The following is a 25,466-nucleotide window of genomic DNA, read 5'->3' on the forward strand; positions in this document are numbered from 1 at the left end:
GAAAGGAGAGTCGATGCGATGAAAGCAGAAAACCGAAAGGGCTGCCGACAAAGAGATAGCGTGGAACGCGAAGGGTATGCAGGAGCGCGGAGTATCGAAGTTCGGGAAGGTAGAGAAAGAGACGGTGCAACTGACCTGATGGAATGCGTATTGGACAGAGATAATCTGAACCGGGCGTATAGGCAGGTCAAACGCAACCACGGAGCGCCGGGAATTTGGCATGACCGTCGAGGCGGCGCTGCCGTGGCTGCGTGAAAACAGAGACGAACTCATAGAGCGTATTCGGGAAGGAAGCTACAAACCAAACCCGGTGCGGCGCAAGGAAATCCCCAAACCAGATGGAAGCGGCGGGCGAAAGTTGGGCATCCCGACCGTCGTAGATCGGGTGATCCAGCAAGCGCTCGCTCAACAACTACAACCATTGTTCGAGCCACTCTTCTCGGACGGAAGCTACGGCTACCGCCCGGGACGAAGCGCACAGCAAGCCATTCGAAAAGTAAAAGCCTATGCCGAGCAAGGCTATGGACATGCGGTTGAAATCGACTTGTCGAAATACTTCGACACGCTGAACCATGAGCTTCTTTTGAACATGCTACGCAAACAAATTCAGGATAAACGCGTCATCGACCTGATCAAGAAATACCTGAAAAGCGGAGTGATGGAGAACGGTGTACGTCGGGCAACGGAAGAAGGTGCGCCCCAGGGCGGGCCGTTGTCCCCGCTGCTAGCCAACATCTATCTGAACGAGTTTGATCAGGAGATGGAAAGCCGAGGCGTGAGGGTCATCCGCTATGCGGATGATATCGTCGTGCTTGCGAAAAGCAAGCGGGCAGCCATGCGGCTGCTGGAATCTAGCCGGACGTATTTGGAGCAGAAGCTCAAGCTGCAAATGAATGTGCAGAAAAGCAAGGTGGTCAGCGTCGTGGCACAGAAACACTTCAAATTCCTCGGATTTGCGCTGGGCAAGAGTGGAAGGGGCGTCTACGTCCGCGTACACCACCAATCGCTAGTGAAAGCAAAGAAGAAGTTGAAGGAACTCACGAGTCGAAGTCAAGGCAGGAATGCGCGGCAGGTGATGGAGGACGTGAAAGTCTATATTCGGGGCTGGATCGGCTATTTCTACGTAGCGGACATGAAGCGAATGCTGCAAAGCTGGAACGAATGGCTGCGAAGACGGATGCGGATGTACATCTGGAAGCAATGGAAGAAGCCGAGAACGAAGGTGCAGAACCTGCGAAAGCTGGGAGTGCCGGAGTGGCAGGCCTACCAATGGGGGAACACAAGGCTGGGTTACTGGCGAATAGCCGGAAGCGCGGTGTTGAATCGCTCTGTAACAAACGAAAAGCTCGCACAGGCAGGATATTATGACTTTCCTGCGCAGTACGAGCGTCTGCGTCAATTGCACTCAAGCGGTTGAACCGCCGTATACCGAACGGTACGTACGGTGGTGTGAGAGGTCGGCTGCTCAACTAATGGGCAGTCTCCTACTCGATTATTGTTGTCCGTTGTTCCGCCCTTACTCTTCCCCCGTAGCCACCGGATTCTCCTCATAGCTAATCCAGTCACTCCAGCTCCCCGCATACAACCGCACATTCTTGTACCCGGCCTTCTCCAGCGCCAGTACATTCGGGCAGGCGGTTACACCTGAGCCGCAATAGACGATGATCTCAGCGTTCTTGTCCAGTCCGGCGAAATGCGTTTGCAACTGTTCTGCGCTTTTGAAGCTGCCATCTGCATTCTGCGTATCTTTCCAAAAGTAGTTGACCGCTCCTGGAATATGTCCGGCTTTTTTATCCATGGTCTCGTTCTGGCCTTTATAGCGATCATTAGCGCGGGAATCAATGAGAACCGGGACAGCAGGGAAGACAGCGGAAATGTCACTTCCAGAATCAGTCCCGGCTCCGGCACTAGCCAGCTTCTCCGACACTTGGCGAACCTCGTCAACGCCTGCGAGCATCTGCGGCTGCACATTCGGAATGAAGCTGCTTGGCACCCGCACCGGCTGATGATCCGTGACAGGGAATTTTTCTGCCTTCCAGGCGCTGAAGCCGCCCTCCAGAATGAATACCTGCTCATGTCCCAGATAACGCAGCAGCCACCAGAGCCGTGCGGCGTTCATGCCGCTCTCATCGTCATAGGCAACAACGCGTGTGTCGTTTCCGATTCCGAGCTTCGAGAGGCGTGTTGCCAGATCTTGCGGGTCAGGCAGAGGGTGGCGTCCGCCGTGTTCCCCTACCGGGCTTGAGAGATCCAGCTCCAGATCGAGATAGACCGCTCCCGGAATATGCTCTTGCTCATAGCTTTCTCGTCCAGCCTGAGGTTTCCCCAGTGTAAAACGGCAGTCCACAATTGTCTGCTCCGGCTCATAGAGTCTTGCCAGCAGCCAGCGCTTGGACACGGTAGCTTCCATAGTATCCCATCCTTTGCTCATATCAAGATGAAATTAATTATAGCGGAAAAGCCGTGGACTCGCATGGCAAGATCCATAATATTGTTGTTAGGTTGTTAGCAGCACCTGGCACAACGGCCGGTGGAGCTACATATATATACGAAATGTCTGTTATATTCGTTTTGGGGGGACAGCGATTTAGGGAAAGGGTGAGAGCATGGAAGTATCTGGCCAGCAATTTCACACGCAAGCGAACCGGCGTCTTGCAGTAATTGATACGAGGTTTCCATGGAAGCTAAGCGGTTTCCGTTATTGGGAGAACTTAAATATATTAGAGCAAAGGCCGGATACACTGTTCTTTGCGACTGTACCTAATGATGATGACTTCCCTGCTAAAGTGTATCCTTTTTCTGAGTTCATGAAGGTTGCAGTCTCTGAGGGAATAACAGATGTGTATTGTGTTTTCTTGAATTTAACGCTTAGTTTACTGGGACATTGCTTTCTTCCGGATGGCAGCTATATGCCAGGAGCAAATCCGAATCTCAATATAAAAACGTTTTTGGAGGAGCGGCATATTAGACTCCATGCTACCTTGTACCCTGGCGGCGGTCTCGATCCGTGGACCCAAAAAGAGTTTCTTACCTTTGCAGGACAGCATTGTTCGACCGTATTTACAAATATCAATGAAGTAATTGAAGCAATTCCGGCCAGTATTTATTATCCGGTTGTGATCAATACCGATTTATATACATTCCAACAAAAGAAAGTTGAAATTCCGATACAGCTGACATTCTGTGCGTTTAATGCCATTAGAAAAGGGTTCCCCATTATGGCAGATGCGTTTAATCGCCTTCCGGATGATTTTCATTTAAATTTAATTGGTGATTGGGAGGATCACTTAGAACGATTAACAAATAAAAATTATACATTCTACGGTCTGCTTTCCCCTGAAAAATTAAAGTCAGTGTATGAAAGGACCCATATATTCCTGAATTGCAGTGTTCCGGATCGATTTGCTTTAGATGGTTTTCCAACCACTGCGGCTGTTGATGCGATGTCAACGGGCAGTGTGCTTGTCACGACGAATCCTCGAAGCGACAGGTTTATTCTCGAAGAAGGCAGGGATTATTTTGAAGTTGAACCGGGTGGGGATGCTCTTTATGACAGGTTGATTTGGATCAAGAATCACTTTGAAGCAGCAATGAATGTTGGCAAAAATGGTTCCGATAAGATTAAAAGCAAGTTTAATGCGGGTCAAATAGTGAAATCCAAGCTTGCAGATATATTCAAATAAGTAGTTTACGATGGAAGTTAAGATCGGCGGGCCATCCAAAAAGGTGGAATCCGGCGGTCTTTTCGCCGTGCATAAATGCTTGACTTCTGCCGGGCCTGACCACAATAAAAAAGCTCAGGGATATCCCTGAGCCAGGTAAAGCTTTTAAACGTTGGTGATAAGGTCCCAATCGCCAAATGGGAAGGTTTGTTCGGGAACCGGGAATCCGGCAGCATCTCTCCCTTGAGCGTAAAGAGAAACGTCGCTTACGAATCCGGCTGCTCCTGGTGAAGAGACGTTAATCGTGTAATTGGCTACCGTAGTAGGAATTACAAGAGTAACTACACCATGTGCACTCGCGATTGCAAAAGTTGTTGTGAAATACAGTGTTTCTACCACACCTTCAGGTCCGGCATCTGTAACGCTGTAAGCATTGACCACAATAGGCTGGAGTCTTGCTGCAGTGGTGTTCGTAATGCGAAGCTGAACGAATTGTGAGATAGGGGCGAGAGTTGGGTCCAGGTTGGCAACTGCACCGATCGAATGAACCGCCATGTTTGCTCACCTCCTTTTCTTTTGATAACACAATATATGTCGATTTAATAGATTGTATTGGATTGCTATCATTAGTAAATATAAAAAGGCGAATAACAGACAAGCAATTAACACTTGAGTTTATAGGCTTTACAAAAGCAATGAGTCGGTGTACTATGTAACTAATACACAGATACATTCCTTATATATATCGCCAAGCGATAAATAATACCGATCAGGAGGCTATTATGAATCAGATTGCGTATAAGCAAGGGTCTGCAGGGAAAGAGGCTGCTCCTCCAGTTCTGCAAATGAATGGAGTCAGCAAAATTATTAAGGGAAAAGCTATTGTGAACAAGCTGTCTTTTGACATCCGCAAGGGTGAGATTGTCGGTCTGCTCGGTCCAAATGGTGCCGGGAAGACGACTACCATCCGCATGATGACAGGGCTAATCCGAATGTCGGAAGGGGATGTAGTGGTACAAGGCCACAGCATTCGTAAAGATTTCAACAAGGCTATCGCTCATATAGGGGCGATTATTGAGAATCCTGAATTTTACGGTCACATGACCGGCTATGACAATCTGAAGCAGTATCTGCGGATGAGCGATAACATTGCTGAGTCGCGGATTGCTGAAGTTGTGGAGCTGGTCGGTCTGCAGGAAGCCATGAGCAAGAAGGTCAAGGCCTATTCCCTGGGGATGCGGCAGCGTCTGGGGATCGCACAAGCACTGCTGCATTCACCGAAGCTGCTTATTCTGGATGAGCCTACGAACGGGCTCGACCCCGCAGGAATCCGTGAAATGCGCGAATATATGCGCAGGATAGCTGAGGTGGAGGGGATAGCGATTTTGATCTCCAGTCATATGCTTGCGGAGGTCGAGCAGATATGCCATCGTGCTGTTGTGATCCAGAATGGCAGTCTGGTGACGGTAACTTCACTTGGAGGAGAAGCGCAGGAAGAGGCTGCTGTATCGCTTGCAATCCGTGTTGACGAGGTTGCTGCTGCCGTGTCAGTCATCGAAGGTCAGCAGGGGGTACAGCTTGTCCGCATGGATGCGGCACACTCCGAGGTTATTGTTAACCTGCCGGATTTGAAGGTGCCGGAGCTTGTTGCAGCTTTTAGCGAAGCCAAAGTGGGAGTCTACCGGATTACGGAAAATAAGCAAAGCCTAGAGGAAGATTTCCTGAAATGGACGGGAGGAAACCGCATTGCGTAAATTTAACAGGCTGGTTCTGAATGAGTGGCTTAAGCTATCGAAGAAACGAACCTTTTTCATCGCCTATGGGCTTCTAATTTTGCTGCCGCTATTGCTGGGCTACATTGTTCACTCGGTTGCTGGTGCGAGCTATGCTTCGCCGTTTGCCTTTACAGCGGAAATGCTGCTGCCGTCCCAAGTTGGCCAGATGCTTACAATTATAGTCATTATCGGAACGGCGGGGATTGTAGCCAAGGAGCATAGCCAGGGAACCATCAAGTTCCTGCTGATCCGCGCCCGCAGCCGGTCGGCGATTTTGGCCTCCAAATATGTGACCGTGCTGCTGTATGGCCTAAGCTTGACAGTGGTTGCCGTGGCTGCAACTTTTATCGCAGGGATGCTGTGGTTTGGGGGCAGCGGAGGGGAAGCAGGGATCACTGATATCCTTACTTCCTTGTTGTACACTTGCGTGTACATGGTTGTATATGCAACGCTCGCTTTTATGCTCGGAACAGTGACCACCTCCACTGGCGTAACCATTGGCGCTACGATGTTTGCCATTACGATTGACCGAATGGTGATCTCCCGCGAATTTTACAAATACGTATTATTTCCCAATCTGAATCTATCTGCTTACGAGGGCGGTGGGGCGCCGATTCCGGGGATGACCTTGGGATTTTCGATTATGATGCTTGCTGTGTATATGCTGCTGTTTCTCCTGGCGGGATTTGCCGTGTTCAGACGAAGGGACGTTGCTTGATGACTATTGAATTTGACAACAATCAGCCAATTTATCTCCAGATCATGAATTACATCAAAGGGGAGATCGTCACAGGCAAGCTGAAGCCGGGCGATAAAATCCCCTCCGTGCGTGAATTGGCCGCTGAGCTGCAAATTAATCCGAATACAGTGCAAAGAACCTTTCAGGAACTGGAGCGTGAAGAAATCGTGGAGACCCGGCGGGGAATGGGCAGATATGTGACCGGCAATGAACAGACGATCCTGACGATCAAAAAAGAAATGGCGCAGGAAGTGCTGGACCGTTTCATTCGCGGCATGCAGGAGCTTGGCTTTCAGGGTGAAGATATTCTGTCGGCTGTGGCGGAGAATATTCAGACGCGTGATAAACAATAGGGGGATTGTTGCGGTGGACAGGATACTTCAAGTACAGAATGTAACAAAAAAATACGGCTCCAAACACGCACTGCGTGAAGTTTCATTTTCACTGAGTGCCGGTAAAATCGTCGGACTGCTTGGCAGCAACGGCAGCGGTAAAAGTACTCTTATGAAGCTTATCGCCGGTCTGGCTCAGCCGACCTCAGGCAACATTTCCGTGCTGGGCGTCCCGGTGGGCGAAGCAAGCAAAACACTGGTGTCGTTCATGCCGGACCGTCCTTTGACCGAATCTTGGATGAGAGTTGGGGACGCGCTGAAATTTCAGAAGGATTTCTATCCTGACTTCGATGAAGGCAAAGCGAAGCGGATGCTGGAATTCATGAAGCTTAGAGAGCAAGATAAGGTACAGACTCTGTCCAAAGGGATGAGCGAACGCCTGCAGCTGACCATGGTGCTCTCACGCAGGGCCAGCTTATATATCCTGGATGAGCCGATTGGCGGCGTCGATCCGGTTGCCCGGACGAGGATTCTCAATGCGCTGATGGAGTTCTACGAGGAAGATAGTACGATTCTGCTCTCCACGCATCTGGTGACGGACATTGAGCGGATTTTTGATGAAGTGATTTTTATAAAGGACGGCGGGCTGGTGCTGCAAAGTGAAGTTGAGGAGCTTCGGCTTCAGCGTGGAAAAAGCGTCGATGAACTGTTTAGAGAGGTGTACGCAGAATGCTGAAGCTATTGAAATACGATTTTAGGCGCAAACGGGAGCGGGTGCTCGCTTACTTCGTTATCATGCTGCTTGTCCAGGCTGGAATATGGATTACGAACGGCTCCATGGGCACCGATCTGATCTCGATTAATATGCTGACGTATGGTGTTTTCGGCTATTCTCTGGTGCTCTCCGCCATCATCAGCTATGACCGTTATTTAAGATCCTATGCCAGACGGCTTGTGCCGGTCCCTATCGTTCAGAATGTGCTTTCGCCGTTACTGTTCTGCTGGGTGCTGCTGTTGTCTGTGGTAGGTATTGCCGCACTCCATTTGGGAATTTATATACTTGCCTATTCTCCTGATTTTCTTACTGAGCATTTCTGGACTGTGGCTGCTTGGAACACTTTTTATTTCGTCTGGCTGGCCGGTTTTGAACTCATTCTCTTGATGTTCGTCATCACTGTGGCCAGAAGCTTACGGATCAAAGGGAAAATATGGATTGGAATTGCGGTTTTTATGGTGCTTGAGAATGGTTTGAATTTCATAGAGATGCAGATATGGGGCAATCAAACAATTGGTCTTGAGAATGCATTCCGGTTTAGTGTTTATCAAACGTCTCCTGTGCCTAGTAATCTTAAGGTGGATATCTCCGTAAACAACTTTTGGCCGTTCTTATTTGAAGCGGTTATTGGAGCGATACTTGTTTATGTTACTACTTTGCTTGTGAAAAAGAGGATCGAGAACTAACTCCATTCCGCCGCGTGAAGCGGAAGCTTGGCATGAGCCGATCTTTCGCTTTTGTGCAAAGGGAAAGGTGCCTGGGCGTCTGCAATCCAAAAAGACGTCCTCTGAATGAGGGCGTCTATCATTCCAAATGTTCTATAGTCCCTGCGCGCTGCGTCCATTCGTCCAGATTTCCAGCTCGCGGAGAAGCTGCTCTTCTTGCGCTTCCTGCAAATCAAGTCTTATCCCGTACTGGTATTGACCGAGTCCAAACATCCAGCCCCAGCGTACACTGCCTTCGAAATGAAGCTTTTCTTCCGCAAGCTGGAAATGGATCGTCAGCTTCGTATCGCCCGTGGTAAAACGGATATTAAGCGAGGTGCGCACTTTGCAGCCGGAACGGCTGAGATCAAGCAGTACCCCTTCAGTTAATTTCCCGGCACCTGGGCCGGAACTACTGGCGGGAATTTCAAGCCAGCATTCTATAGGCTGGTTCATTACATATCGGAATGGTTCTTTTCTGCTGGAGTCGTCCATTTTTACCTCCGCTAGCTTTTTTGCTATTATATCGAAATGGACCGGGCAGGGCAATCTACTAAAGTGCTATTTTTAGAAATGACGGGAATTTACAAATTATAGAGAGAAGCCATACAATCGACGAACATCTTGTTATATTCGGAACGCTTCAGATCCCGGGAGCAGGAGATGTCTCTGCCAAGGAATTCAAACCAGGTAATTTCGGTTCCATCTTTTTTGTAGACGAACTTCTCATGCTCGATAGAGAAAACTTCATTACTGTAGGAGGGGACATGCTCATATTTGAGCTCTACGTCCTGCTTCTCGGATACCAGTGTAGCCAGAAGTATAAGCATCTTGAACGGGTCATCGTACATTTCAAATTGTTCAGTCATTACCGATCACTCCTTGTTGTGGTTGCTGAGCAGATTATACTATATTGCCAAATTGTAAGCACTATCATGCAATGAACTCAGTATAATTTTGCTACAAGACATCAGTTAAATTAAGAAAGATGCCGATACATAAATATTGACTCATTTCGACAAGGAGAATTTGAATGTCCTTTAACCTGCGTACCTTATTTGCAAGTGCTTTTGCAGTTGTTATCATTCTAATAACCGTTTTGCTAAGCTATATCATCGGCAGTCATTCTTCGAAATCTGTTGAAGCCAGAATCGGAGGTTCCTTTGCTGAGGAGGCCTATCAGTTGTCGGAGAAGCTGGATCAATTCATGTCGTCGCGTTCCGCAGAAGTAGAGGTGCTGAGCAAGCTAAACGCTTTTCAGACGCCAGTAGATCAGGCGGAGGTCAGCGGCTTGCTGAATCAGCTGAAGAGCAGCCTGCCGGTGTTCACCTGGATTGGATTTCTCGATGCCAAGGGGATGGTGCTCTCCTCTACGGACAATGTATTGCTGGGACAAAATATCAGCCAAAGACCCGTCTTCCAGGAAGGCTTGAAGGGGCTGTACACTGGCGATGTGCATGATGCGGTGCTGTTGTCCAAGCTGCTGCCTAATCCAAGCGGGGAAGTACTGCAGTTCGTAGATGTAAGCGCTCCTGTCTACAACAAAGAGGGGCGGGTTATCGGCGTGCTGGCTGCACATCTTAGCTGGGAATGGTCGCGTGAGGTGGAGAAGTCAATTATGGCTCCCCTGAAGGAACGTTTGCAGGACGTGGAGGCGTTTGTGGTCAGTAAGAAGGATGACACCATTCTGCTCGGTCCTGCGGAGCTGGTAGGCAAGAGGATGTCAGATGGAGCACTCAAGTTAGCCAGGGCGGGAACAAACTCCTGGATAGTAGAAGAGGATGGCAGCAAGAAGGAGTCTTACCTGACAGGATATGCCTATGGCAAGGGTTATCAGAATTATCCGGGTCTGGGTTGGACGGTGATTATTCGTCAGCCAACAGATGTGGCTTTTGCTTCGGTTCATCAGCTTGAGCGTTTTATCGTATTTAGCGGATTGGCTTCTGCTGTATTGTTCGCTGTCATCGGCTGGTTCCTTGCTGGCTGGATTACCCGGCCGCTCAACAATATTACGAAGACCGCCGATCTCCTAAGCGCCGGAGCCAACGTGGAAATTCCGGTCTCAACACGCTTCAAGGATGTGGCGGTCCTGTCCGCCTCCTTGCGCCAATTGGTCAATAATCTGACCAAGGTAGAGAGCAAGCTAACCTATATGTCGGATATGGCGATGCATGACAAGCTCACCGGGCTTCCAAATCGGGCTGCTCTGAATGAATTCCTCGCTCACGCGGTCAGCAAAGCCAAGCAAAACAGGACCACACTCAGCTTTTTATATCTGGATCTGGACGGCTTCAAAAAAGTCAATGATACGCAGGGTCATGCTACAGGCGATGCTCTGCTGCAAGAGGTCGCTTTCCGGCTGCTGGATTGCACCCGCGATAATGAAATTGTCGCCCGTCTGGGCGGAGATGAGTTCATCGTAGTTCTGAATACATCAGCAAGCAAGCCTGCGCAGGAAGCGGAAATCGTGGCTTCACGGATCATCAGCAAGATCAACCTGCCCATTGTGATCAGAGGAGAAAACATTCATGTAGGCTGCAGCGTAGGTGCCGCAATATGGTCGCCTGATGGTGCCGACACGGATGAGACGCTAAGGCTGGCGGATGAGGCACTGTATATCTCCAAGCGCAGCGGCAAGAACCGGATCACCTTTGAGGCGGCTGGTTAAAACATATCAAGTGATGCTAGAACCTTTCTTCATACCGCTGGTGAATCATCCGGCGTGCTGTGGGGAAAGGTTTTTTTGTGATTCCGTCAGACCAACAGCACACGCATTTTTACGGAACAAGCATTAGATATAGAGAAAGGATGTGAGGACATGACTAAGAACGACTTTATTGCCAGAATTGCGCCTTTTGCCGTTGCGGACATGAAGCACAGTCATATTGCGGCTTCACTGACGATAGCACAGGCTGCACTGGAATCCGGCTGGGGCAGCAGCGGGTTAACTGTTAAGGCAGGCAACCTGTTCGGGATAAAAGGCAGCGGTCCAGCCGGAAGCATCACCATGCGGACCATTGAATACCGGAAGGGACAAGCCATCCAGGTCTCAGCGGCTTTTCGTGCTTACAACAACTGGGGTGAATCCATTGCGGACCATTCTTCCGTGATACTCGGAGGGGTGTCCTGGAACCGCAGCCTGTACAGCAGGGTCATCAATGTGGACGGGAGAACTGCTGCCCGTGAGATTGCAGCGGCAGGTTATGCCACTGATCCAGATTATGCGTCAAAGCTTATACAAATTATGAATACCTATAATTTATTCCAATATGATGAAATTAAGGAGGATGATGAGATGTCGGCGGAAGATAAACAGAAACTAATTCATTTGGAGACAGAACTGAAGGAACTCCGCCTGCTGCTGTCCGGACTTACTGCGAGCAAAGATATACTGACAACCGGATTTCAGGAGCAAAGCCAGACTCTAAAGAGTGTGATGGAGCAGCTTGCTGCAGCCCAGGGACGAACAGTAATGGATGTGCCGGATTGGGCGCAATCTGCGGTTAACGCTGCCGTCGATGCCGGCCTCCTGGATACGCCTGCCGGAGGCAGCTATGATTTTTACAGAACACTTACCGTATTGTACCGGGCGGGTCTGTTTCAGCCAAAAAGGAGGTGTGATTCCAAGTGGGGAACGACGCGTTAAATAATGTGCTGGCGTTTGCTTCAGTCTTAGCCGTATTTGTAATGGCTCTTGTGCAGCTGGTGAAGAATACAGTGAAGATTCCACGCAACCTCGTTCCGGCGGTTGGCTTAATTATCGGCCTGTTTGTCGGTGCAGTGGCGTATCCGTTTACGGACATGAATTTAATTTTGCGCCTTTGGGCAGGGGGGCTTGCAGGGTTATCGGCAACGGGACTTTTCGAACTTGCGTTCAATAAAAGGGAAGGTTCAAAGAAAGATTGATAAGCCCCTATATCAGGAAATGGTAGGATCATAGAAAGAGGCTTTGATTACAGTCGATATGACCAAGCAGTCGGCTGGATTTCAGAATACTATGTTGTATAAACGATGAAAGGAGGTGCTCTTATGGGAACTTATCTTGATGCAAGAACATCGCAGAATGCCAGCACTTCAGGCTCCATTTCCATTCCAATTACAATCCTTAATACTCCGCAATTGTTCGGTCAAATTGGCTTGATCACCGCAGGGGTAACAACTAACCCGCGTGTCCTGCTCACTGGTACGATATCGGTAGCACTGCCGCTTAATCCGGTGGGTATAACAATAACAATTGTCAGAGGGACGCTGCCAACCGATCCGGTGGTTTATTCTGCCACCTCCACCTTCAGCCTTAGTGTCCTTGCTCCACAGGTAATCACATTTTCTGCAGCTGATTTCTTGCCTCCGATCACCCCGCAATTGACCTACACAGCGTTCGTTTCCTCGAACCTTGCCGGTACGGTTCGTGTCGGTCCGGAGAGCTTTCAGGGTATTTTAGTTTCAGATTAATGACCAGCATCCTGTCAAGCCGTTAACCACGGATATGACAGGATGCTGTTTTTTATGGAACTACAGAGAATCGTAAATAAAGCTTGCCTAAAAAATAAACCATTTTGCCCAATCTGCCAAAGAAAAAGGTACATATTCTGTTCTGTAGTGATCTTTCAGAAGGAGGTTATCTCATGGGAGCAAATTGTGGTTATGGCGGTAAAGAAGTAGAAAATGTAGGCCATCACGTTAGTCCTTTTACGTCTACATCTGCGATCCTGGTGCTTTTCATCCTGCTGGTCATTATTTTGAGTTCCTGCTTCATCTAAGGCTGTGTGTCAATCTGCGCGTTCCCGGGGCTTATTATGCCGGGAATGCGCTTTTCTGCTCTACTGCTACGGACAAGCCGGTTAATCAGAACAAAAATTGAACCATTTACCATATGAATTCGTATTAGAAGAGGATGTAATTTCAGAGAGGAGATTATTGGGATGAGCAAAAAAGTAACATTCTTCTTAGTCTGTATTCTGCTGCTTGGGGGATGGTCATGGCCGGAACCAGCCGCACATGGGGCAGGGCTAACAGTGAAATTCAGTGTCGACAATGAGGTGCTGAAGTTTCCAGCCGGCGGAGCCCCTTATGTAACCGGAAATACAGTAATGGTACCTATTGGTACGGCAGGTAAAGCGCTTGGTTTGGAAGTCGCTTATAGTAAGAAAGACAAGCTTCTGCAAATAAGCCGCAAGGGGCAGCAGTTAACACTGAAGCTGGGCGGCAGTGAAGTGATCATTAACGGAAAGGACAAGCTTGTAATTGATGGCAAGGCTGTTCAGCAGAACAACCGCATTTATGTCCCGCTAGCATTATTCAACGCTATGGGATTAGTCACATCGTATGATTCAGTCTCAGCCCAAGCCGCAGTGAACACTCCGCAAAATTACTCGGAGACGGTTGCAAATCTGCTTGCCTCGGGAAAATATGAGGTACTATCGCAGCGTTATTTTAGTGAGGATGCGAAAAAAGCCCTTCCGGCAGCGGCGCTTCAGCAGGCTTGGGAGAGTATAACTGCTTCATATGGAGATTTTATTAAGCTGAGTTCCGTATCCAGCAGCAGCCGAGAGAATGTCCAGATTGCCATTACGGGTACTGCCTCTTTTGCCAAGGGGGATTTGGTCATCACCACAACCGTCAACAGCAGTGGTAAAATAATCAGCCTTCGGTTCTCGCTTCCTGCCACCTCAGTCACAGCACCGGAGCTTAAGCTTCCTGAGGGGGTAACAGAGGAGGAGGTTACTGTCGGTGCAGGAACGGCACATCCGCTCAAAGGCATGCTGACACTGCCTAAGAATGCGGCTCATCTGCTGCCTTCTGTGGTTCTTGTTCAAGGCTCCGGCGCTTCGGATTATGACGAAACTGCTTATGGGTATAAACCTTTCCGTGATATTGCATATGGACTTGCCCGGCAAGGCATTGCTGTCATTCGCTACGATAAGCGGACTCATGCATATCCTCAGGAATTTACAGGAGCTGCGGGGGCCCGTATAACTGTTAAGGAAGAAACGGTGGAGGACGCCATTGCCGCATCCAAGCTGCTTAAGCAGGACAAGCGGTTAGACCCAGGTAAAGTCTATTTGGCCGGTCATAGTCTTGGCGGAATGCTGGCACCGAGAATTGATGCCGATGGCGGAGATTTTGCCGGATTGATTATGCTGGCAGGCTCACCGAGAAGCCTATGGGAAATTATGTACGACCAGAACAAGGCTGTCATTAATGCAATGGAGGATACCAATCCGCTCAAGGCACAGGCTAATGCAGCTCTCGATGCTGAACTTACCAAAGCAAAATCATTGTCTGCGTTAACTCTTGAGCAAGCGTTGACAGCTCCAAGTGTGTTCAATGTTCCTGCATACTATTTCAAGGAGATGGATTCACATAGTACGGCGGATCTGGCCCGCAAGCTGACCAAGCCGGTGATTGTACTCCAGGGCAGTGATGATTTCCAGGTCTATGCGGATAAAGATTTTCAGCTTTGGAAGGAAGTTCTGAAAGGTGATGCCGCAGCTTCATTTAAGCTGTACCCGGGCCTTAATCATTTCTTCGTTAATTATGATGGAGCAGGTGCAGGAACAACTGCGGAGTATAATATTCCCGGCATGGTAGATTCACAGGTAATTACCGATATTGGTGAATGGATTGAAGCGCATCAGTAATTTTATTGGAGGGATAAATTTGCCTAATATTTCGAAGAACCTGACAGAACTGATTGGAAACACTCCGCTATTCGAGTTAGCGAATTACGGGAAAAGCCACCAGATCCCGGCCAGACTGATCGGCAAACTGGAATACTTCAACCCGGCAGGAAGCGTTAAGGACCGCATCGGTTTTGCTATGATCAAAGACGCTGAAGCCAAAGGATTGATCCATAAGGATTCTGTTCTGATCGAGCCTACAAGCGGAAACACAGGAATTGGCCTTGCTTTTGCCGCAGCCGCTCTTGGCTATAAGCTGATCATTGTGCTGCCGGAAACGTTCAGTGTGGAACGCCGCAAGCTGCTCAGAGCACTTGGCGCAGAGCTGGTACTGACTCCGGGAGCTGAAGGGATGCTTGGTGCGGTCAAAAAAGCCGAACAACTGGCGGCCGCGACGCCCCATTCGTTTATTCCCCAGCAATTCAGCAATCCGGCTAATCCACAGATCCACCGTGAGACTACTGCAGAGGAGATTTGGAGAGATACCGGAGGTGAAGTTGACATCTTTGTGGCGGGAGTGGGTACGGGGGGCACTGTCTCCGGTGTCGGGGAAGTTCTGAAAGCAAGAAAACCGGATGTACAGATCATTGCCGTTGAACCAGCGGACTCACCAGTTCTATCGGGAGGGAAACCAAACGCACACAAGATACAGGGCATCGGAGCAAATTTTGTGCCGGATAATTTCAATTATGGAGTTGTCGATGAAATCTTCCAGGTGAAGAATGAGGCTGCATTCGAAACAGCACGGAGCATTGCCAGAACCGAAGGCCTGCTTGTGGGTATTTCATCCGGGGCCGCCGTATACGCCGCTGCTGAGATCGCCAAACGTCCGGAGAATAAAGGTAAGAATATCGTTGTCATTCTCCCGGATACCGGAGAACGATACTTGTCTACACCGCTTTTTGAAGATGAGGGATGACAGATTGAAACGGCCCGCCATAGCTGACAGGTACCCTTTGGTTTATGGGTGAATATCCTGTAACCAGTGTTCGTACTTTAGCCTAAGGCGGTGTCATCTGAAATGAATTATCAACCTTATTATGCTGTTTACCCCAATCTGACCAACCGGGTGTATTATCGGAACGACGATATGGTGCTTAAGCTGATTGAGCAATCCATTCAAGGTGAACGTAACGATGAAGTGTTCTATGACTTTCTTATCAAACTTGCCCCCACTGAGCAGGAAAGAGAGGTCATTATCGGCATCCGCAATGATGAAAGAAAACACAGGGCTATGTTCAGAAACTTATATACCCAGTTAACCGGAATGGCTCCCCCGGCTGCGGAAGAAGCAGTAGAAGAGCTGCCGGCAAGTTATTTGGAGGGCATTGAAAAAGCACTTTTAGGTGAGCTAAAAGCGTTTGAGAAATATCGTACCCTGTATTTGCATATCAATCCCCTGTACCGGGACTGGATCTTCGAGATTATGACGGACGAGATCAAGCATGCCGGTTATTATAACTGGCTGTACGCCAAAAACAAATAAAGGTAATAGCATGTGAACGCCCTAATTTCTCAACTAGTATAAGCAGTTTGATTTTGGTACAATCAATATATTAAGTCTCAAGGAGCGGAGCGCATGGATAATGATTTGGCTCAGGCATTGCGGTCGGTTATACGGGAAGAATTAGTTCCTGTGAATGAACGGTTGGACCGGACGGATGAAAGATTGAACGGTGTGAATCAGTATCTCGGCCAAATAGATGAGCGACTTGGCCAATTTGATGAGCATTTTGAACAAATTGATGAGCATCTTAGCCGTATTGAAGAAGATCAGCATTTGATTAAACGTGCTGTGTTAGAAACAAATGAACGGGTTATCAATATAGAATCCATTCTTGAGAATCAGCATCGGATCATTGAACTGCTCTCGGCCCGGTCCATCGAACAGGAAGCCCAGCTTAAGCGAATCAAATAACTTTACCAGTCCGGCACGGTCAGGTGCCGGGCTTTTTTTATAACCAAATTAATACGGATTAACGGTGTTATACGCATAAAATCGGGCACCCCTTTCGGGGTGCCCTTTCATGGGAGAGGAGAAACCGGACGAAGAGCTTATGGGGAAACGTAAGCCTGCTCCGCGGTTGTCTACGACATTTTGTGATGTCGATAGTTACATGATGTCCCTGGGGTCCCATTCTTATACATAGACAGTCTGAAAAAATCTGCCGTCCCCTAAATATGACACATAAAGACATTCTTTTTATTTCAACGGACAATTGTGGTACTATAGGCTTGGACTTATGCCTCATACGGCATAACTAACAGAGATACAAGAGCGGGTGAATGATTGGTGAGAGTTGTATCGGGAAGTGCAAAGGGCAGACCTTTGAAAAGTGTTCCGGGCAACGGAACGCGGCCCACAACCGACAAGGTGAAAGAAGCGATATTCAGCATAATCGGCCCTTATTTTGAAGGGGGAGCTGCACTGGATTTGTTCGCCGGGACAGGCGGATTGGGGATTGAAGCCTTGAGCAGAGGAATGGATAGCGCGGTTTTTGTGGATATGGAGCAGAAGAGCATTGATACAGTACGCGCGAATCTGAAGGCGGCCAAGCTGGAGGAACAGGCAGAGGTCTACCGCAATGACGCCGGAAGGGCCTTAAGTGCGCTGGAGAAACGGGGAAGGGCATTTGATCTTGTTTTCCTGGACCCTCCGTACCGGATGAAGCACGGGGATGAATTGATGCTGACAATGGTTCAGAAAGGACTGCTGAGCTTGGGCGCGGTTATCGTGCTGGAGCATGAATCGGGCTATGAATATCCGGAGAATATTCCGGGATTCTATAGAACGCGGCAGGCTGTATATGGAGAAACAACAGTATCTATTTATGAGTTTGAAGCCGCGCCTCTTCACGAAGAAGAGAGCGGTAAGGAGGGAAACGATGAGTCTGCAAATTAGAAAAGAACGTGTCGCCATCTATCCGGGAACCTTTGATCCGGTGACGCTGGGACACATGGATATTATTCAGCGCGCAGCCAAACAGTTCGACAGACTGATTGTTGCCGTACTTAACAATTTAAGCAAGAATCCGCTATTCTCGGTTGAAGAGCGTACGGAGCTTTTGCGTCAGGCTACTGTGGATATCCCGAATGTGGAGGTAGACAGCTTCCGTGACCTGCTGGTTCATTATGTCCGGCAAAAGGATGCCCAGGTGATCGTCCGGGGAATCCGCACGGTCACCGATTTCGAGTATGAACTGCAGAACGCTTCTATCAATCATAATCTCGACCCTGATGCCGAAACGATATTTATGATGACTAATCCTAAATATTCCTATCTTAGCTCCAGCGTAGTCAAGGAAATTGCCCATTTTGGCGGGGACGTCTCCGATTTTGTGACGCCAGAGGTGGAACAGGCAATGAAGCTCAAATTCAACCGGCTGGACGGCGGAGCCAAGTAATAACATAAACGGCCCCGGAGAGAGCTGCTAATAGCAGCAACAGAAGCGATTGCAGCCCAAACAGCTGCGGCAGAGTGCTCCAGACGGTCAAAGGATTTAGCGTGCCGGAGGGCCAGTCAGCTTCTGGAGCTGCAACCGCAGGCAGGACAGCCGGGTGTAAGCTCAGCAATGGCTTCCACAGCAGCATGGTGAACAGGAAGGCGAATGTCCCGTGCAGCAGCCGGCCGGCGGCAAAAGGCAAAAACCGGACTCCGGCCTGTTTCAGTACCGTTAATGCTTGTAATTGTCCGCAAATTCCGCTCCAGCCCAGGGCTGCAGACAGCATAGCTGCTCCAATGATGCCCGAGGAGTCTGAGAGATCAGCCGTTGTTCCTACGGAAGCAAGGGCATTTGCGCCAAGATGAATCTCCAGCAGACTTGCCGGCAATGCCGCAGGCAACTGCGGAAATGCAGTTGAGGCAATATTGATAACTACAGCGAATATAATCATATAACCGCCAACGATCATCAGATTTTGCACTGCGGAACCAACAGATTCACCGAGCAGCCTGCCGAAGCTGCGGCCATCCTGTGAACGGGCTGTTAAGGCTGCAAGATGTACACGTTTCAGCAAAGAGGCCTGTTTGCGGTTTGCCCCTGCCTTAGTGGATACAGCTTGCTTCTTTGATTGTCCGCCAACCAGAGCGGCGGTAAACCCTGAGGCCAGTCCTGCAAGCCAGTGAATGGCCAGCAGGGCATACCCCGCTGCAGGATTGTGCAAAAAGGCTGCGCCCACCACGATAAGCAAGGTAACCGGACTGGCGAAATGGACCAGCGCGGCCATCCGTCCGGCCTCCTTGTCCGTAATGCTGCCTTGTTTGTGCAGTTGCATCACCCCGCCGGCTCCGGCGGGAAATCCTGCGGCCATTCCCAGCGCCAGCGTCCAGCCGCCGGCTCCCGGCAGCCGGAACAGCCGCTTCATGAGCGGCTCCAGCAGCACACCTATACCGTGCACCAGACCTGAGGCGGTCAGCATTTCGGACAGGATCAGGAAGGGCAGCAAGGCCGGGAAAACGATAGTCCACCAGAGCTTAAGACCCTGCAGGGATGCCGCAAATGCGGACTCCGGCGCCGAGACGATGGCAATGGCGAGCAGAATGGCGACGCTTCCGCCCAGGAAGGGCGCAGAAGCTGTGGTTATCCGGTGTATTTTAAAGTTATTCATTTTGAGCATCACCTCTTCATAGCATAGACAATAGCCTAAAGGCTGTTATCAATTTATGCAGCCAAGACAACCATCATGCCACAGTCGAAATGCTTGTATTAATAAAATCCAAGGATAATGAATAAGTTCACACTCTGGATTATTCGAATGTATAGCATAGTGCCGTGGGAAAGAAGGGAAAAGCAGTGAGGCAACCGAAACGCCGGGTAGGATTCCGCGCCACAGCCTACTTGTTCACATTCGTGGTTATTCTCTATGTGGTTGTTTTTATGAATACGCCTTACATTGTTTATCAGCCGGGCAGTGCCTCCGAGGTGGCTCCGATGATTCATGTACAGAATGCCGATTCTAGTGAACGGGGGATGTTCATGATGACCACGGTGTCCGCGAGTTACGCCAATGTGGCCCTGCTGATCGCTTCTGTATTTAATTCCAATGCCGAAATCGTCCTTAAAGAGACGCGCCTGGGGGATAAAACAGAGCAGGAGTATGCGGCTGAACAGGTCTATTACATGGACAGCTCGCAGTCGTATGCTGTACAGGCGGCTTACCATGCGGCCAATATCCCCTATGAAGACGTTGTGGATTATTTATTTGTGTTTTCGGTCCCGGTAACAGGCAATCAGGAGCAGTTCAAGCCTGGCGATAAAATCATCAGCGTTGAAGGACAGACTTTAAGTGGTCCTGAGGCTCTATCCGCACTTCTGTCATCAAGGAAAGTCGGTGATAAGGTAGAGGCTGTGCTGCAGCGGGAAGGCAAAGAAGTGAAGGAGCAGGTCACGCTTGTTGAGGTTAAGGATACGAAGACTGGTGCGTCTAAGCCAGGGCTTGGAGTTGTTATCGGCGCCGTTCAAAAGGTGGAGCCCAAAGCGCCAGGGAAAACCGTCAGCTTTGTCAGTACGGACGTCGGCGGACCTTCGGCGGGCCTGATGTTCACGATGGAGATTTATAACCAGCTGACCCCTGGTGATCTAACTAAAGGCCACCGGGTCGCAGGTACAGGGACTATAGATGCTGAGGGTACTGTAGGAGCAATTGGCGGAGTCAAGCACAAGATCGTCGCGGCGGACCGGAAAGGGGCGGAGATTTTCTTCGTGCCGGTCAAAAATTATGACGAAGCCAAGGCCAAGGCGGATGCAATAGGCACGTCAATGAAGCTTGTGCCTGTATCCACGCTGGCTGAAGCGCTGAAATATATGGAGGAGCTGCCGGTCAAACCCTGACCGGCGGCTGTAAATAATCGTGGAACAGATCTGTACGCAGTGGATTAGCGAACGCTCCCGCATAAGCGGACGCTGCCTGCAGGTCCCATTCCAGCATAGGATGGGAGAAGTGTGCAGGGCTTGTAACAACAGGCCAAGCTGCGCTGTGCTTCATTCTCTTGAGCAGCTTTCGCCCGCTCTCCCGAAAGCCAAGGACCCGGATATACCCGGGTCCTTGCGCTAGCTTAGCGGGCGTCATTTCTGCTTTGCTATGATTCAGCAGAATATGGAGCAGCAGACGCTGCAGTCTGGTGTGGGTGTAGCGCTTGCTTTTCAGCGCTTCCAGCAGTCCGCTTACGGAGAACTGGGGCAGTGCCGGAAGAATCCGCAGCAGCCGGTGCTCCAGTCCTTCATTCATATCCTGCAGAACGCGCAGCTCAGAGGCTGTGCGGGTAGAGAGCAAATGGCGAAGCTGAATCCGGAAGCTCTCCAGATTCAGCGGACCTCTGCCTGCCGCATGCTCCCTCTCCAGGATGGATATGCTATAATCCGGCATATAATCCGCAGGCGACCCGCCCTCTGCCAGCAGCCTGCGGATTGCTGTGGCACTGGCAATGGATGACCCGCTCTGCAGCGGGTCATGGAAGCCTGCGCCGGTACGCGGCACAGTTAATGGCTGAATCGCGCTGCCGAGCCGCCGCAGCGCGATCAGATAGTGCAGGCCGAGGCTGTTGTTCGGCTGGCGCAACAGCTCTGCCGCATCAAAGGGTCTTTCATCTCCCATGAAAGACCCTTCCCAGGCCGCTGCCGCCGCTGCGCTGTACGCGGCGGGGAAGCTCGCTCCGAGCGCCATCCGGCGGCGGATCTCGCCCCGGAGCGCGCTGCTCTCTTCGGCCAGGAAGCCGGCCAGTGGCAGCAGCGCGCTCAAAGTGCCTGCTTCGGAGCCGAAGCACAAGCTGTCCACGACCCCGGTCGCTTCCAGCAGTGCTACTGCTCCGAAGGCGAACCATTCTGCCGGTTGAACGGCATACGCCACCGGCAGCTCAAGCACGAGGTCGGCGCCCATATGGAGCGCCATCTCCGTGCGGGCCTGCTTGCTTACCGCCGCCGGCTCGCCGCGCTGGGTGAACGGACCACTCATGACCACAATCGCGCTGTCCGCTCCGGACAATTTTTTGGACGCTTCAAAGTGGTGGACATGCCCGTTATGTAAAGGATTGTACTCTGCAATAATGCCGACCGTAGTCACGTTTGGTTCACTCCGCATCTGGATTGATAGGATTCTGATTAGTTATATCATAATTTGTCTCTCCCTTTGAAACAATATAAAGGGAAAACGGTTGACAAAGTTCGGTAATAATAGGTATAATAAATTTTGTTTGTTTGGAGTGATACTTATGAAGATTCACTTTCGCAAATTGGCTAATGCCGACGAGCCTCTGCATATTCAAGAAACGATGGATGTCAGTGAGCTTGTCAAAGGGCGAAAGGATATTTTTGCTGTTGCACCACTTTCAGTGGACCTTAAAGCGCTGCCCGCGGGCACCGATTGTGTGAACGTGGTGGGGAAATTGAACGGGAATGTGGACATGTTATGTGCACGTTGCCTTACAGAGGTTAACAGTAAATTGAATATTCCTTTTGCTGAGACTTTCAAATGGCTTAAGCAGCCGCTTCTTCCCGAAGATGAAGATGAGGATCTCATTTACATCGAGGATGAGATTGTGGATCTTGTCCCGTTCGTGGAAGAAAACTTCGTACTGCACTTGCCGGATTCGGTATTGTGCAAGGCAGACTGTCTTGGTCTTTGTCAGACATGCGGACAAAATTTGAACGAAGGCACCTGCAGTTGCGACAACACAGTGGTCGATCCAAGACTCGCTGCGTTGAAAGGATTCTTTACCAAGCAAGATGACTAAGAACAAATCCCGAGTGATAACGGGTTAAAACGGAACTAGGAGGTGTAACACAATGGCAGTACCTCAACGGAGAACGTCCAAAACACGCCGTGACAAACGCCGCACCCACTTCAAACTGGTTGTGCCGGGCATGGTGAAATGCGAACAATGCGGAGAGCTGAAACTGGCTCACCACGTATGCAAAGTTTGCGGAACTTACAAGGCAAGAGAGATCATCAAACAATAGTTTTTAATAAAAGTAGCACCTCATCTGCCGGTGAGGTGTTATTTTTTTTGAAAATAGAAGAATGTTTTAGGTAAAAGAACAGTGACCGGAGCCACATTTGTCTAATGGTTTGAAGTCAATGCTTTATTTTTGCAGCGGCATGCTTTATACTACATATTAGTACCTGGTTCTAAATGTTACTTATAACCATATAGCTATTACGACAGCGGCCATTCTCACGGCCGAATGCTTTTTTGCATGTGCCAGGAGGTGAGCCGCCATAGAGCGGATGTCCAAGAAAGAGCGTCAGCAACAACTGCTGCAGATCATCGAAGGCAATCCTTTTGTGACTGACCGGGAGCTGACCCGTCAGCTGAAAGTCAGCATTCAGACGATCCGGCTGGACCGGATGGAGCTGGGGATTCCTGAGCTGCGCGAGCGGATGAAGCAGATGGCAGAGCATTCCTATGATCAGGTGCGCTCATTGCCTGCAGACGAAGTGATCGGTGATATTGTAGACTTACAGCTGGACCGCAGCGGTATTTCCATATTTGAGATCCGTGAGGAGCATGTGTTCTCCAGAAACGGAATTGCTCGCGGCCACTATGTATTTGCCCAAGCCAACTCGCTGGCGGTTGCGGTTATCAATGACGAGATTGCCCTGACGGCTTCCGCCGATATCCGTTTTGTCCGTATGGTCCGTTTGGGTGAAAAATGTATTGCCAAAGCGCAGGTGCGTTCACTCGCAGGCCGGAACGGCAAAGCTGAAGTGGACGTATTTACCTATGTCGGAGAAGAACTGGTATTTCAGGGCCATTTCGTAGTGTACCGGTCCGCAGTCGAAGAATACAGCGAAGGGGGAAACCGCAGTGCTGATCGCCATTGATGCGATGGGTGGGGACAACGCACCCGAATGCAATGTAGAAGGCGCATTGTCCGCAGCCGCGGAATGGGGTGACACGCAGATCGTTCTTGTCGGCGACGAAGCCAGGCTTGAACCGCTGCTGAAGAATAAACCGTCCAATGTGACTGTACGTCATGCAGGGGATGTGATCGGTTCCGATGAAGAGCCGGTGAAGGCGGTCCGCCGTAAAAAGGATTCATCCATGGTGGTTGCCGGACGTATGGTGCACGATGGTGAAGCGGATGCGATGATTTCCTCCGGGAACACCGGCGCCCTGATGACTACTGGGCTGCTGATCGTGGGGAGAATGCAGGGTATAGAGCGTCCTGCGCTGGCCCCGATGATTCCGACCCTGGATGATGTCGGTGTGCTGGCCCTGGATCTTGGAGCCAATATGGATGCGAAGCCGCAGCATCTGGTGCAATACGCGCTGATGGGCAGCATCTACCGCAGGAAGGTGCACGGCATGTCTAATCCGCGTGTCGGACTGCTGAACGTAGGCACAGAACCGGGCAAAGGCAATGAATTGACCAAGGAGGCATATCCGCTGCTGGAAGCACTGGAGGGCATCCATTTTGTCGGCAACGTTGAGGCCCGTGATGTGCTGACAGGAAGCTGTGATGTGCTTGTCTGCGACGGCTTTGCCGGCAACATATTGCTGAAGACAATGGAAGGTACGGCAGGAGCGATGTTCTCACTGCTGAAGGAGCAATTCAGCAAGTCGCTCAAGACCAAGCTGGGTGCGGGTCTGCTGATGCCGGAGCTTAGAGGCCTCAAGGGCAAAATGGATTACAAGGAGCACGGCGGTGCACCGCTTCTTGGCCTGAGCGGGCTGGTAGTGAAGGGACATGGCTCATCTGACGGCAATGCGGTGAAGAATGCAGTCAGACAAGCGCGGATTGCATTGCAGGCGGAATTGGTATCCAGCATATCGAAGGAAATTAGCGGGAAGTGAGTGAAAACATGAAACAGTTGCGCCCGGTAGGGATTATCGGCACAGGAAAGTACGTGCCTGAGCGAATTTTAACGAACAGCGATCTTGAAAAGATCGTCGAAACCAATGATGAATGGATCGTCACCCGCACAGGGATTCGGGAACGGCACATTGCCGCTCCGCATGAAGCAACCTCGGATCTGGCTTATGAAGCCGCGCTCAAGGCGCTGGATTCAGCAGGCATGAAGGCTGAAGATTTGGATCTTATTATAGTAGCGACCGTTACACCGGATAGCACCTTCCCTTCAACGGCCTGCATTCTGCAGGACAAGCTGGGAGCGAAAGGCGCAGCGGCATTCGACTTGTCGGCAGCCTGCTCCGGGTTCGTATACAGTCTGGCAACGGCAACAGGTTTTATCCAGAATGGCATGTATAACAATGCTCTGGTTATCGGTGCGGACACCTTGTCACGGATTACGGATTATAGTGACCGCAACACCTGCGTATTGTTCGGCGATGGTGCCGGCGCCGTTATTATCGGCGAGGTTCCGGAAGGAAGAGGCTTCCAGTCCTTCGATCTTGGCGCGGAAGGCTCCGGGGGCAGTCTGCTGAAGATGGAAGCAGGCGGTTCGCGTCTGCCAGCTTCTCACCAGACCGTTGAAGACAAGAAGCATTTCATTTATATGAACGGCCGTGAGGTTTTCAAATTCGCAGTGCGGGTTATGGGCACGGCTACAGAACGCGTTCTTACCAAAGCGGGACTCGGCAAGGAGAATATTGATCTGTTCGTTCCGCATCAGGCAAATATCCGTATCATTCAATCCGCGATGCAGCGCCTGGAGCTGCCGCCTGAGAAATGCGTAATCAATGTTGATAAATACGCCAATACATCTGCGGCGTCGATTCCGCTTGCGCTGGTTGAAGCTGCAGAAGAAGGCCGGATGAAGGAAGGCGACACTGTGCTGATGGTCGGCTTTGGCGGCGGTCTCACATGGGGCGCTTCTGTACTGATCTGGTAATTCCCGAG

31 protein-coding genes are annotated in these 25,466 nt (G+C 50.2%); 25 read left to right on the forward strand and 6 right to left on the reverse strand.

All coding sequences use genetic code 11. The features are described from left to right. Positions 1 to 18: 18 nt before the first annotated feature. Positions 19 to 255: a hypothetical protein gene (locus ACX1DY_RS16220; protein ID WP_458965230.1), complete on the forward strand. Its 237-nt coding sequence runs from the start codon at positions 19 to 21 to the stop codon at positions 253 to 255. Beyond that, positions 221 to 1,417, forward strand: a complete 1,197-nt coding sequence (ltrA, locus tag ACX1DY_RS16225; protein ID WP_458965231.1) for a group II intron reverse transcriptase/maturase — start codon at positions 221 to 223, stop codon at positions 1,415 to 1,417. Before ACX1DY_RS16220 ends, ltrA begins: the two co-directional genes overlap by 35 nt. A gap of 99 nt (positions 1,418 to 1,516) precedes the next feature. Here ltrA and ACX1DY_RS16230 read toward each other — a convergent pair whose 3' ends face one another. Then, the gene (locus tag ACX1DY_RS16230; RefSeq protein ID WP_458965232.1) at positions 1,517 to 2,410 is read right to left on the reverse strand and encodes a sulfurtransferase; all 894 of its coding nucleotides are present in this window, start codon (positions 2,408 to 2,410) and stop codon (positions 1,517 to 1,519) included. Positions 2,411 to 2,606: 196 nt separating this feature from the next. On the opposite strand from ACX1DY_RS16230, the gene ACX1DY_RS16235 reads away from it, so the two are divergent. Continuing rightward, a complete protein-coding gene (locus ACX1DY_RS16235; RefSeq protein WP_458965233.1) occupies positions 2,607 to 3,683 on the forward strand; it encodes a glycosyltransferase in 1,077 nt (358 codons plus the stop codon). Positions 3,684 to 3,827: 144 nt separating this feature from the next. On the opposite strand, the gene ACX1DY_RS16240 is transcribed toward ACX1DY_RS16235, so the two are convergent. Beyond that, the gene (locus ACX1DY_RS16240) at positions 3,828 to 4,217 is read right to left on the reverse strand and encodes a hypothetical protein (protein WP_458965234.1); all 390 of its coding nucleotides are present in this window, start codon (positions 4,215 to 4,217) and stop codon (positions 3,828 to 3,830) included. Positions 4,218 to 4,444: 227 nt separating this feature from the next. Between ACX1DY_RS16240 and ACX1DY_RS16245 the strand changes: the two genes are divergently transcribed. The 5 genes from ACX1DY_RS16245 to ACX1DY_RS16265 are packed head-to-tail and all read left to right on the forward strand — an operon-like array spanning position 4,445 to position 7,969. Further along, positions 4,445 to 5,416, forward strand: a complete 972-nt coding sequence (locus tag ACX1DY_RS16245) for an ABC transporter ATP-binding protein (protein ID WP_458965235.1) — start codon at positions 4,445 to 4,447, stop codon at positions 5,414 to 5,416. Next, a complete protein-coding gene (locus ACX1DY_RS16250) occupies positions 5,409 to 6,155 on the forward strand; it encodes a DUF2705 family protein (protein ID WP_458965236.1) in 747 nt (248 codons plus the stop codon). The genes ACX1DY_RS16245 and ACX1DY_RS16250 overlap by 8 nt, the downstream gene beginning before the upstream one ends. Continuing rightward, entirely contained in the window at positions 6,155 to 6,529 is a 375-nt protein-coding gene (locus ACX1DY_RS16255; RefSeq protein WP_458965237.1) for a GntR family transcriptional regulator, read from the forward strand. The genes ACX1DY_RS16250 and ACX1DY_RS16255 overlap by 1 nt, the downstream gene beginning before the upstream one ends. 13 nt (positions 6,530 to 6,542) lie before the next feature. Next, positions 6,543 to 7,244, forward strand: a complete 702-nt coding sequence (locus tag ACX1DY_RS16260) for an ABC transporter ATP-binding protein (protein WP_458965238.1) — start codon at positions 6,543 to 6,545, stop codon at positions 7,242 to 7,244. Continuing rightward, on the forward strand, positions 7,238 to 7,969 hold the full coding sequence (locus ACX1DY_RS16265; protein WP_458965239.1) for a hypothetical protein: 732 nt from the start codon (positions 7,238 to 7,240) through the stop codon (positions 7,967 to 7,969). The genes ACX1DY_RS16260 and ACX1DY_RS16265 overlap by 7 nt, the downstream gene beginning before the upstream one ends. A 132-nt stretch (positions 7,970 to 8,101) precedes the next feature. On the opposite strand, the gene ACX1DY_RS16270 is transcribed toward ACX1DY_RS16265, so the two are convergent. Further along, on the reverse strand, positions 8,102 to 8,482 hold the full coding sequence (locus tag ACX1DY_RS16270; RefSeq protein WP_458965240.1) for a PilZ domain-containing protein: 381 nt from the start codon (positions 8,480 to 8,482) through the stop codon (positions 8,102 to 8,104). A gap of 89 nt (positions 8,483 to 8,571) precedes the next feature. Then, positions 8,572 to 8,856 (reverse strand): hypothetical protein, encoded by a 285-nt coding sequence (locus ACX1DY_RS16275; RefSeq protein ID WP_458965241.1) that lies wholly within the window; start codon positions 8,854 to 8,856, stop codon positions 8,572 to 8,574. 164 nt (positions 8,857 to 9,020) lie between these two features. Between ACX1DY_RS16275 and ACX1DY_RS16280 the strand changes: the two genes are divergently transcribed. The 11 genes from ACX1DY_RS16280 to coaD all read left to right on the forward strand — a co-directional run bounded on the left by ACX1DY_RS16280 (position 9,021) and on the right by coaD (position 18,071). Continuing rightward, entirely contained in the window at positions 9,021 to 10,655 is a 1,635-nt protein-coding gene (locus ACX1DY_RS16280; protein ID WP_458965242.1) for a sensor domain-containing diguanylate cyclase, read from the forward strand. A 150-nt stretch (positions 10,656 to 10,805) separates the two neighbouring features. Continuing rightward, positions 10,806 to 11,633 carry a glucosaminidase domain-containing protein gene (locus ACX1DY_RS16285; RefSeq protein ID WP_458965243.1) on the forward strand — a complete coding sequence of 276 codons (828 nt, stop codon included), beginning with the start codon at positions 10,806 to 10,808 and terminating at the stop codon, positions 11,631 to 11,633. Then, positions 11,615 to 11,893: a holin gene (locus ACX1DY_RS16290; RefSeq protein ID WP_458965244.1), complete on the forward strand. Its 279-nt coding sequence runs from the start codon at positions 11,615 to 11,617 to the stop codon at positions 11,891 to 11,893. Before ACX1DY_RS16285 ends, ACX1DY_RS16290 begins: the two co-directional genes overlap by 19 nt. Positions 11,894 to 12,016: 123 nt before the next feature. Then, positions 12,017 to 12,439, forward strand: coding sequence for a hypothetical protein (locus tag ACX1DY_RS16295; RefSeq protein ID WP_458965245.1), 423 nt, complete (start codon positions 12,017 to 12,019; stop codon positions 12,437 to 12,439). Positions 12,440 to 12,612: 173 nt separating this feature from the next. Then, positions 12,613 to 12,747 carry a YjcZ family sporulation protein gene (locus ACX1DY_RS16300; protein WP_458965246.1) on the forward strand — a complete coding sequence of 45 codons (135 nt, stop codon included), beginning with the start codon at positions 12,613 to 12,615 and terminating at the stop codon, positions 12,745 to 12,747. Between the two features lie 162 nt (positions 12,748 to 12,909). Next, positions 12,910 to 14,628: an alpha/beta fold hydrolase gene (locus tag ACX1DY_RS16305; RefSeq protein WP_458965247.1), complete on the forward strand. Its 1,719-nt coding sequence runs from the start codon at positions 12,910 to 12,912 to the stop codon at positions 14,626 to 14,628. Between the two features lie 19 nt (positions 14,629 to 14,647). Beyond that, positions 14,648 to 15,586, forward strand: a complete 939-nt coding sequence (gene cysK, locus ACX1DY_RS16310) for a cysteine synthase A (protein WP_458965248.1) — start codon at positions 14,648 to 14,650, stop codon at positions 15,584 to 15,586. Between the two features lie 102 nt (positions 15,587 to 15,688). Beyond that, positions 15,689 to 16,153, forward strand: coding sequence for a ferritin-like domain-containing protein (locus tag ACX1DY_RS16315; RefSeq protein WP_458965249.1), 465 nt, complete (start codon positions 15,689 to 15,691; stop codon positions 16,151 to 16,153). A gap of 93 nt (positions 16,154 to 16,246) precedes the next feature. Further along, positions 16,247 to 16,585 (forward strand): hypothetical protein, encoded by a 339-nt coding sequence (locus tag ACX1DY_RS16320; RefSeq protein WP_458965250.1) that lies wholly within the window; start codon positions 16,247 to 16,249, stop codon positions 16,583 to 16,585. 375 nt (positions 16,586 to 16,960) lie between these two features. Next, the gene (rsmD, locus tag ACX1DY_RS16325; protein ID WP_458965251.1) at positions 16,961 to 17,569 is read left to right on the forward strand and encodes a 16S rRNA (guanine(966)-N(2))-methyltransferase RsmD; all 609 of its coding nucleotides are present in this window, start codon (positions 16,961 to 16,963) and stop codon (positions 17,567 to 17,569) included. Then, complete coding sequence (coaD, locus tag ACX1DY_RS16330) at positions 17,553 to 18,071, forward strand: pantetheine-phosphate adenylyltransferase (RefSeq protein ID WP_458965252.1); 519 nt, start codon at positions 17,553 to 17,555, stop codon at positions 18,069 to 18,071. Before rsmD ends, coaD begins: the two co-directional genes overlap by 17 nt. Here coaD and ACX1DY_RS16335 read toward each other — a convergent pair. Beyond that, complete coding sequence (locus ACX1DY_RS16335) at positions 18,043 to 19,275, reverse strand: nucleoside recognition domain-containing protein (RefSeq protein WP_458965253.1); 1,233 nt, start codon at positions 19,273 to 19,275, stop codon at positions 18,043 to 18,045. The two genes, coaD and ACX1DY_RS16335, sit on opposite strands and share 29 nt — an antisense overlap. A 185-nt stretch (positions 19,276 to 19,460) precedes the next feature. Between ACX1DY_RS16335 and ACX1DY_RS16340 the strand changes: the two genes are divergently transcribed. Continuing rightward, positions 19,461 to 20,498 carry a SepM family pheromone-processing serine protease gene (locus ACX1DY_RS16340; protein WP_458965254.1) on the forward strand — a complete coding sequence of 346 codons (1,038 nt, stop codon included), beginning with the start codon at positions 19,461 to 19,463 and terminating at the stop codon, positions 20,496 to 20,498. On the opposite strand, the gene ACX1DY_RS16345 is transcribed toward ACX1DY_RS16340, so the two are convergent. Further along, positions 20,488 to 21,726 (reverse strand): nucleotidyltransferase, encoded by a 1,239-nt coding sequence (locus ACX1DY_RS16345; RefSeq protein WP_458965255.1) that lies wholly within the window; start codon positions 21,724 to 21,726, stop codon positions 20,488 to 20,490. The genes ACX1DY_RS16340 and ACX1DY_RS16345 overlap by 11 nt on opposite strands. A 148-nt stretch (positions 21,727 to 21,874) precedes the next feature. On the opposite strand from ACX1DY_RS16345, the gene ACX1DY_RS16350 reads away from it, so the two are divergent. The 5 genes from ACX1DY_RS16350 to ACX1DY_RS16370 all read left to right on the forward strand — a co-directional run bounded on the left by ACX1DY_RS16350 (position 21,875) and on the right by ACX1DY_RS16370 (position 25,458). Then, the gene (locus ACX1DY_RS16350) at positions 21,875 to 22,396 is read left to right on the forward strand and encodes a YceD family protein (protein WP_458965256.1); all 522 of its coding nucleotides are present in this window, start codon (positions 21,875 to 21,877) and stop codon (positions 22,394 to 22,396) included. Positions 22,397 to 22,448: 52 nt separating this feature from the next. Further along, a complete protein-coding gene (gene rpmF / locus ACX1DY_RS16355; protein ID WP_019911234.1) occupies positions 22,449 to 22,622 on the forward strand; it encodes a 50S ribosomal protein L32 in 174 nt (57 codons plus the stop codon). 268 nt (positions 22,623 to 22,890) lie between these two features. Then, entirely contained in the window at positions 22,891 to 23,487 is a 597-nt protein-coding gene (fapR, locus tag ACX1DY_RS16360) for a transcription factor FapR (protein WP_458965257.1), read from the forward strand. After that, positions 23,471 to 24,460 (forward strand): phosphate acyltransferase PlsX, encoded by a 990-nt coding sequence (plsX, locus tag ACX1DY_RS16365; protein ID WP_458965258.1) that lies wholly within the window; start codon positions 23,471 to 23,473, stop codon positions 24,458 to 24,460. The genes fapR and plsX overlap by 17 nt, the downstream gene beginning before the upstream one ends. A gap of 8 nt (positions 24,461 to 24,468) precedes the next feature. Beyond that, the gene (locus tag ACX1DY_RS16370) at positions 24,469 to 25,458 is read left to right on the forward strand and encodes a beta-ketoacyl-ACP synthase III (protein ID WP_458965259.1); all 990 of its coding nucleotides are present in this window, start codon (positions 24,469 to 24,471) and stop codon (positions 25,456 to 25,458) included. Positions 25,459 to 25,466: the final 8 nt, after the last annotated feature.

This window comes from Paenibacillus sp. BAC0078, assembly GCF_054483875.1.

What these genes read in the sequence shown, in the direction of transcription:
- ACX1DY_RS16245 (WP_458965235.1), top strand. Translation starts at nt 4,445, where the DNA reads ATGAATCAGATTGCGTATAAGCAAGGGTCTGCAGGGAAAGAGGCTGCT.
- ACX1DY_RS16300 (WP_458965246.1), top strand. Translation starts at nt 12,613, where the DNA reads ATGGGAGCAAATTGTGGTTATGGCGGTAAAGAAGTAGAAAATGTAGGC.
- ACX1DY_RS16235 (WP_458965233.1), top strand. Translation starts at nt 2,607, where the DNA reads ATGGAAGTATCTGGCCAGCAATTTCACACGCAAGCGAACCGGCGTCTT.
- ACX1DY_RS16220 (WP_458965230.1), top strand. Translation starts at nt 19, where the DNA reads ATGAAAGCAGAAAACCGAAAGGGCTGCCGACAAAGAGATAGCGTGGAA.
- ACX1DY_RS16315 (WP_458965249.1), top strand. Translation starts at nt 15,689, where the DNA reads ATGAATTATCAACCTTATTATGCTGTTTACCCCAATCTGACCAACCGG.
- coaD (WP_458965252.1), top strand. Translation starts at nt 17,553, where the DNA reads ATGAGTCTGCAAATTAGAAAAGAACGTGTCGCCATCTATCCGGGAACC.
- fapR (WP_458965257.1), top strand. Translation starts at nt 22,891, where the DNA reads ATGTCCAAGAAAGAGCGTCAGCAACAACTGCTGCAGATCATCGAAGGC.
- ACX1DY_RS16255 (WP_458965237.1), top strand. Translation starts at nt 6,155, where the DNA reads ATGACTATTGAATTTGACAACAATCAGCCAATTTATCTCCAGATCATG.
- ACX1DY_RS16335 (WP_458965253.1), bottom strand. Translation starts at nt 19,275, where the DNA reads ATGAATAACTTTAAAATACACCGGATAACCACAGCTTCTGCGCCCTTC.
- ACX1DY_RS16295 (WP_458965245.1), top strand. Translation starts at nt 12,017, where the DNA reads ATGGGAACTTATCTTGATGCAAGAACATCGCAGAATGCCAGCACTTCA.
- ACX1DY_RS16270 (WP_458965240.1), bottom strand. Translation starts at nt 8,482, where the DNA reads ATGGACGACTCCAGCAGAAAAGAACCATTCCGATATGTAATGAACCAG.
- ACX1DY_RS16320 (WP_458965250.1), top strand. Translation starts at nt 16,247, where the DNA reads ATGGATAATGATTTGGCTCAGGCATTGCGGTCGGTTATACGGGAAGAA.
- ACX1DY_RS16230 (WP_458965232.1), bottom strand. Translation starts at nt 2,410, where the DNA reads ATGGAAGCTACCGTGTCCAAGCGCTGGCTGCTGGCAAGACTCTATGAG.
- ACX1DY_RS16240 (WP_458965234.1), bottom strand. Translation starts at nt 4,217, where the DNA reads ATGGCGGTTCATTCGATCGGTGCAGTTGCCAACCTGGACCCAACTCTC.
- ACX1DY_RS16280 (WP_458965242.1), top strand. Translation starts at nt 9,021, where the DNA reads ATGTCCTTTAACCTGCGTACCTTATTTGCAAGTGCTTTTGCAGTTGTT.
- ACX1DY_RS16305 (WP_458965247.1), top strand. Translation starts at nt 12,910, where the DNA reads ATGAGCAAAAAAGTAACATTCTTCTTAGTCTGTATTCTGCTGCTTGGG.
- ACX1DY_RS16285 (WP_458965243.1), top strand. Translation starts at nt 10,806, where the DNA reads ATGACTAAGAACGACTTTATTGCCAGAATTGCGCCTTTTGCCGTTGCG.
- rpmF (WP_019911234.1), top strand. Translation starts at nt 22,449, where the DNA reads ATGGCAGTACCTCAACGGAGAACGTCCAAAACACGCCGTGACAAACGC.
- ACX1DY_RS16275 (WP_458965241.1), bottom strand. Translation starts at nt 8,856, where the DNA reads ATGACTGAACAATTTGAAATGTACGATGACCCGTTCAAGATGCTTATA.
- ACX1DY_RS16370 (WP_458965259.1), top strand. Translation starts at nt 24,469, where the DNA reads ATGAAACAGTTGCGCCCGGTAGGGATTATCGGCACAGGAAAGTACGTG.
- ltrA (WP_458965231.1), top strand. Translation starts at nt 221, where the DNA reads ATGACCGTCGAGGCGGCGCTGCCGTGGCTGCGTGAAAACAGAGACGAA.
- ACX1DY_RS16265 (WP_458965239.1), top strand. Translation starts at nt 7,238, where the DNA reads ATGCTGAAGCTATTGAAATACGATTTTAGGCGCAAACGGGAGCGGGTG.
- ACX1DY_RS16350 (WP_458965256.1), top strand. Translation starts at nt 21,875, where the DNA reads ATGAAGATTCACTTTCGCAAATTGGCTAATGCCGACGAGCCTCTGCAT.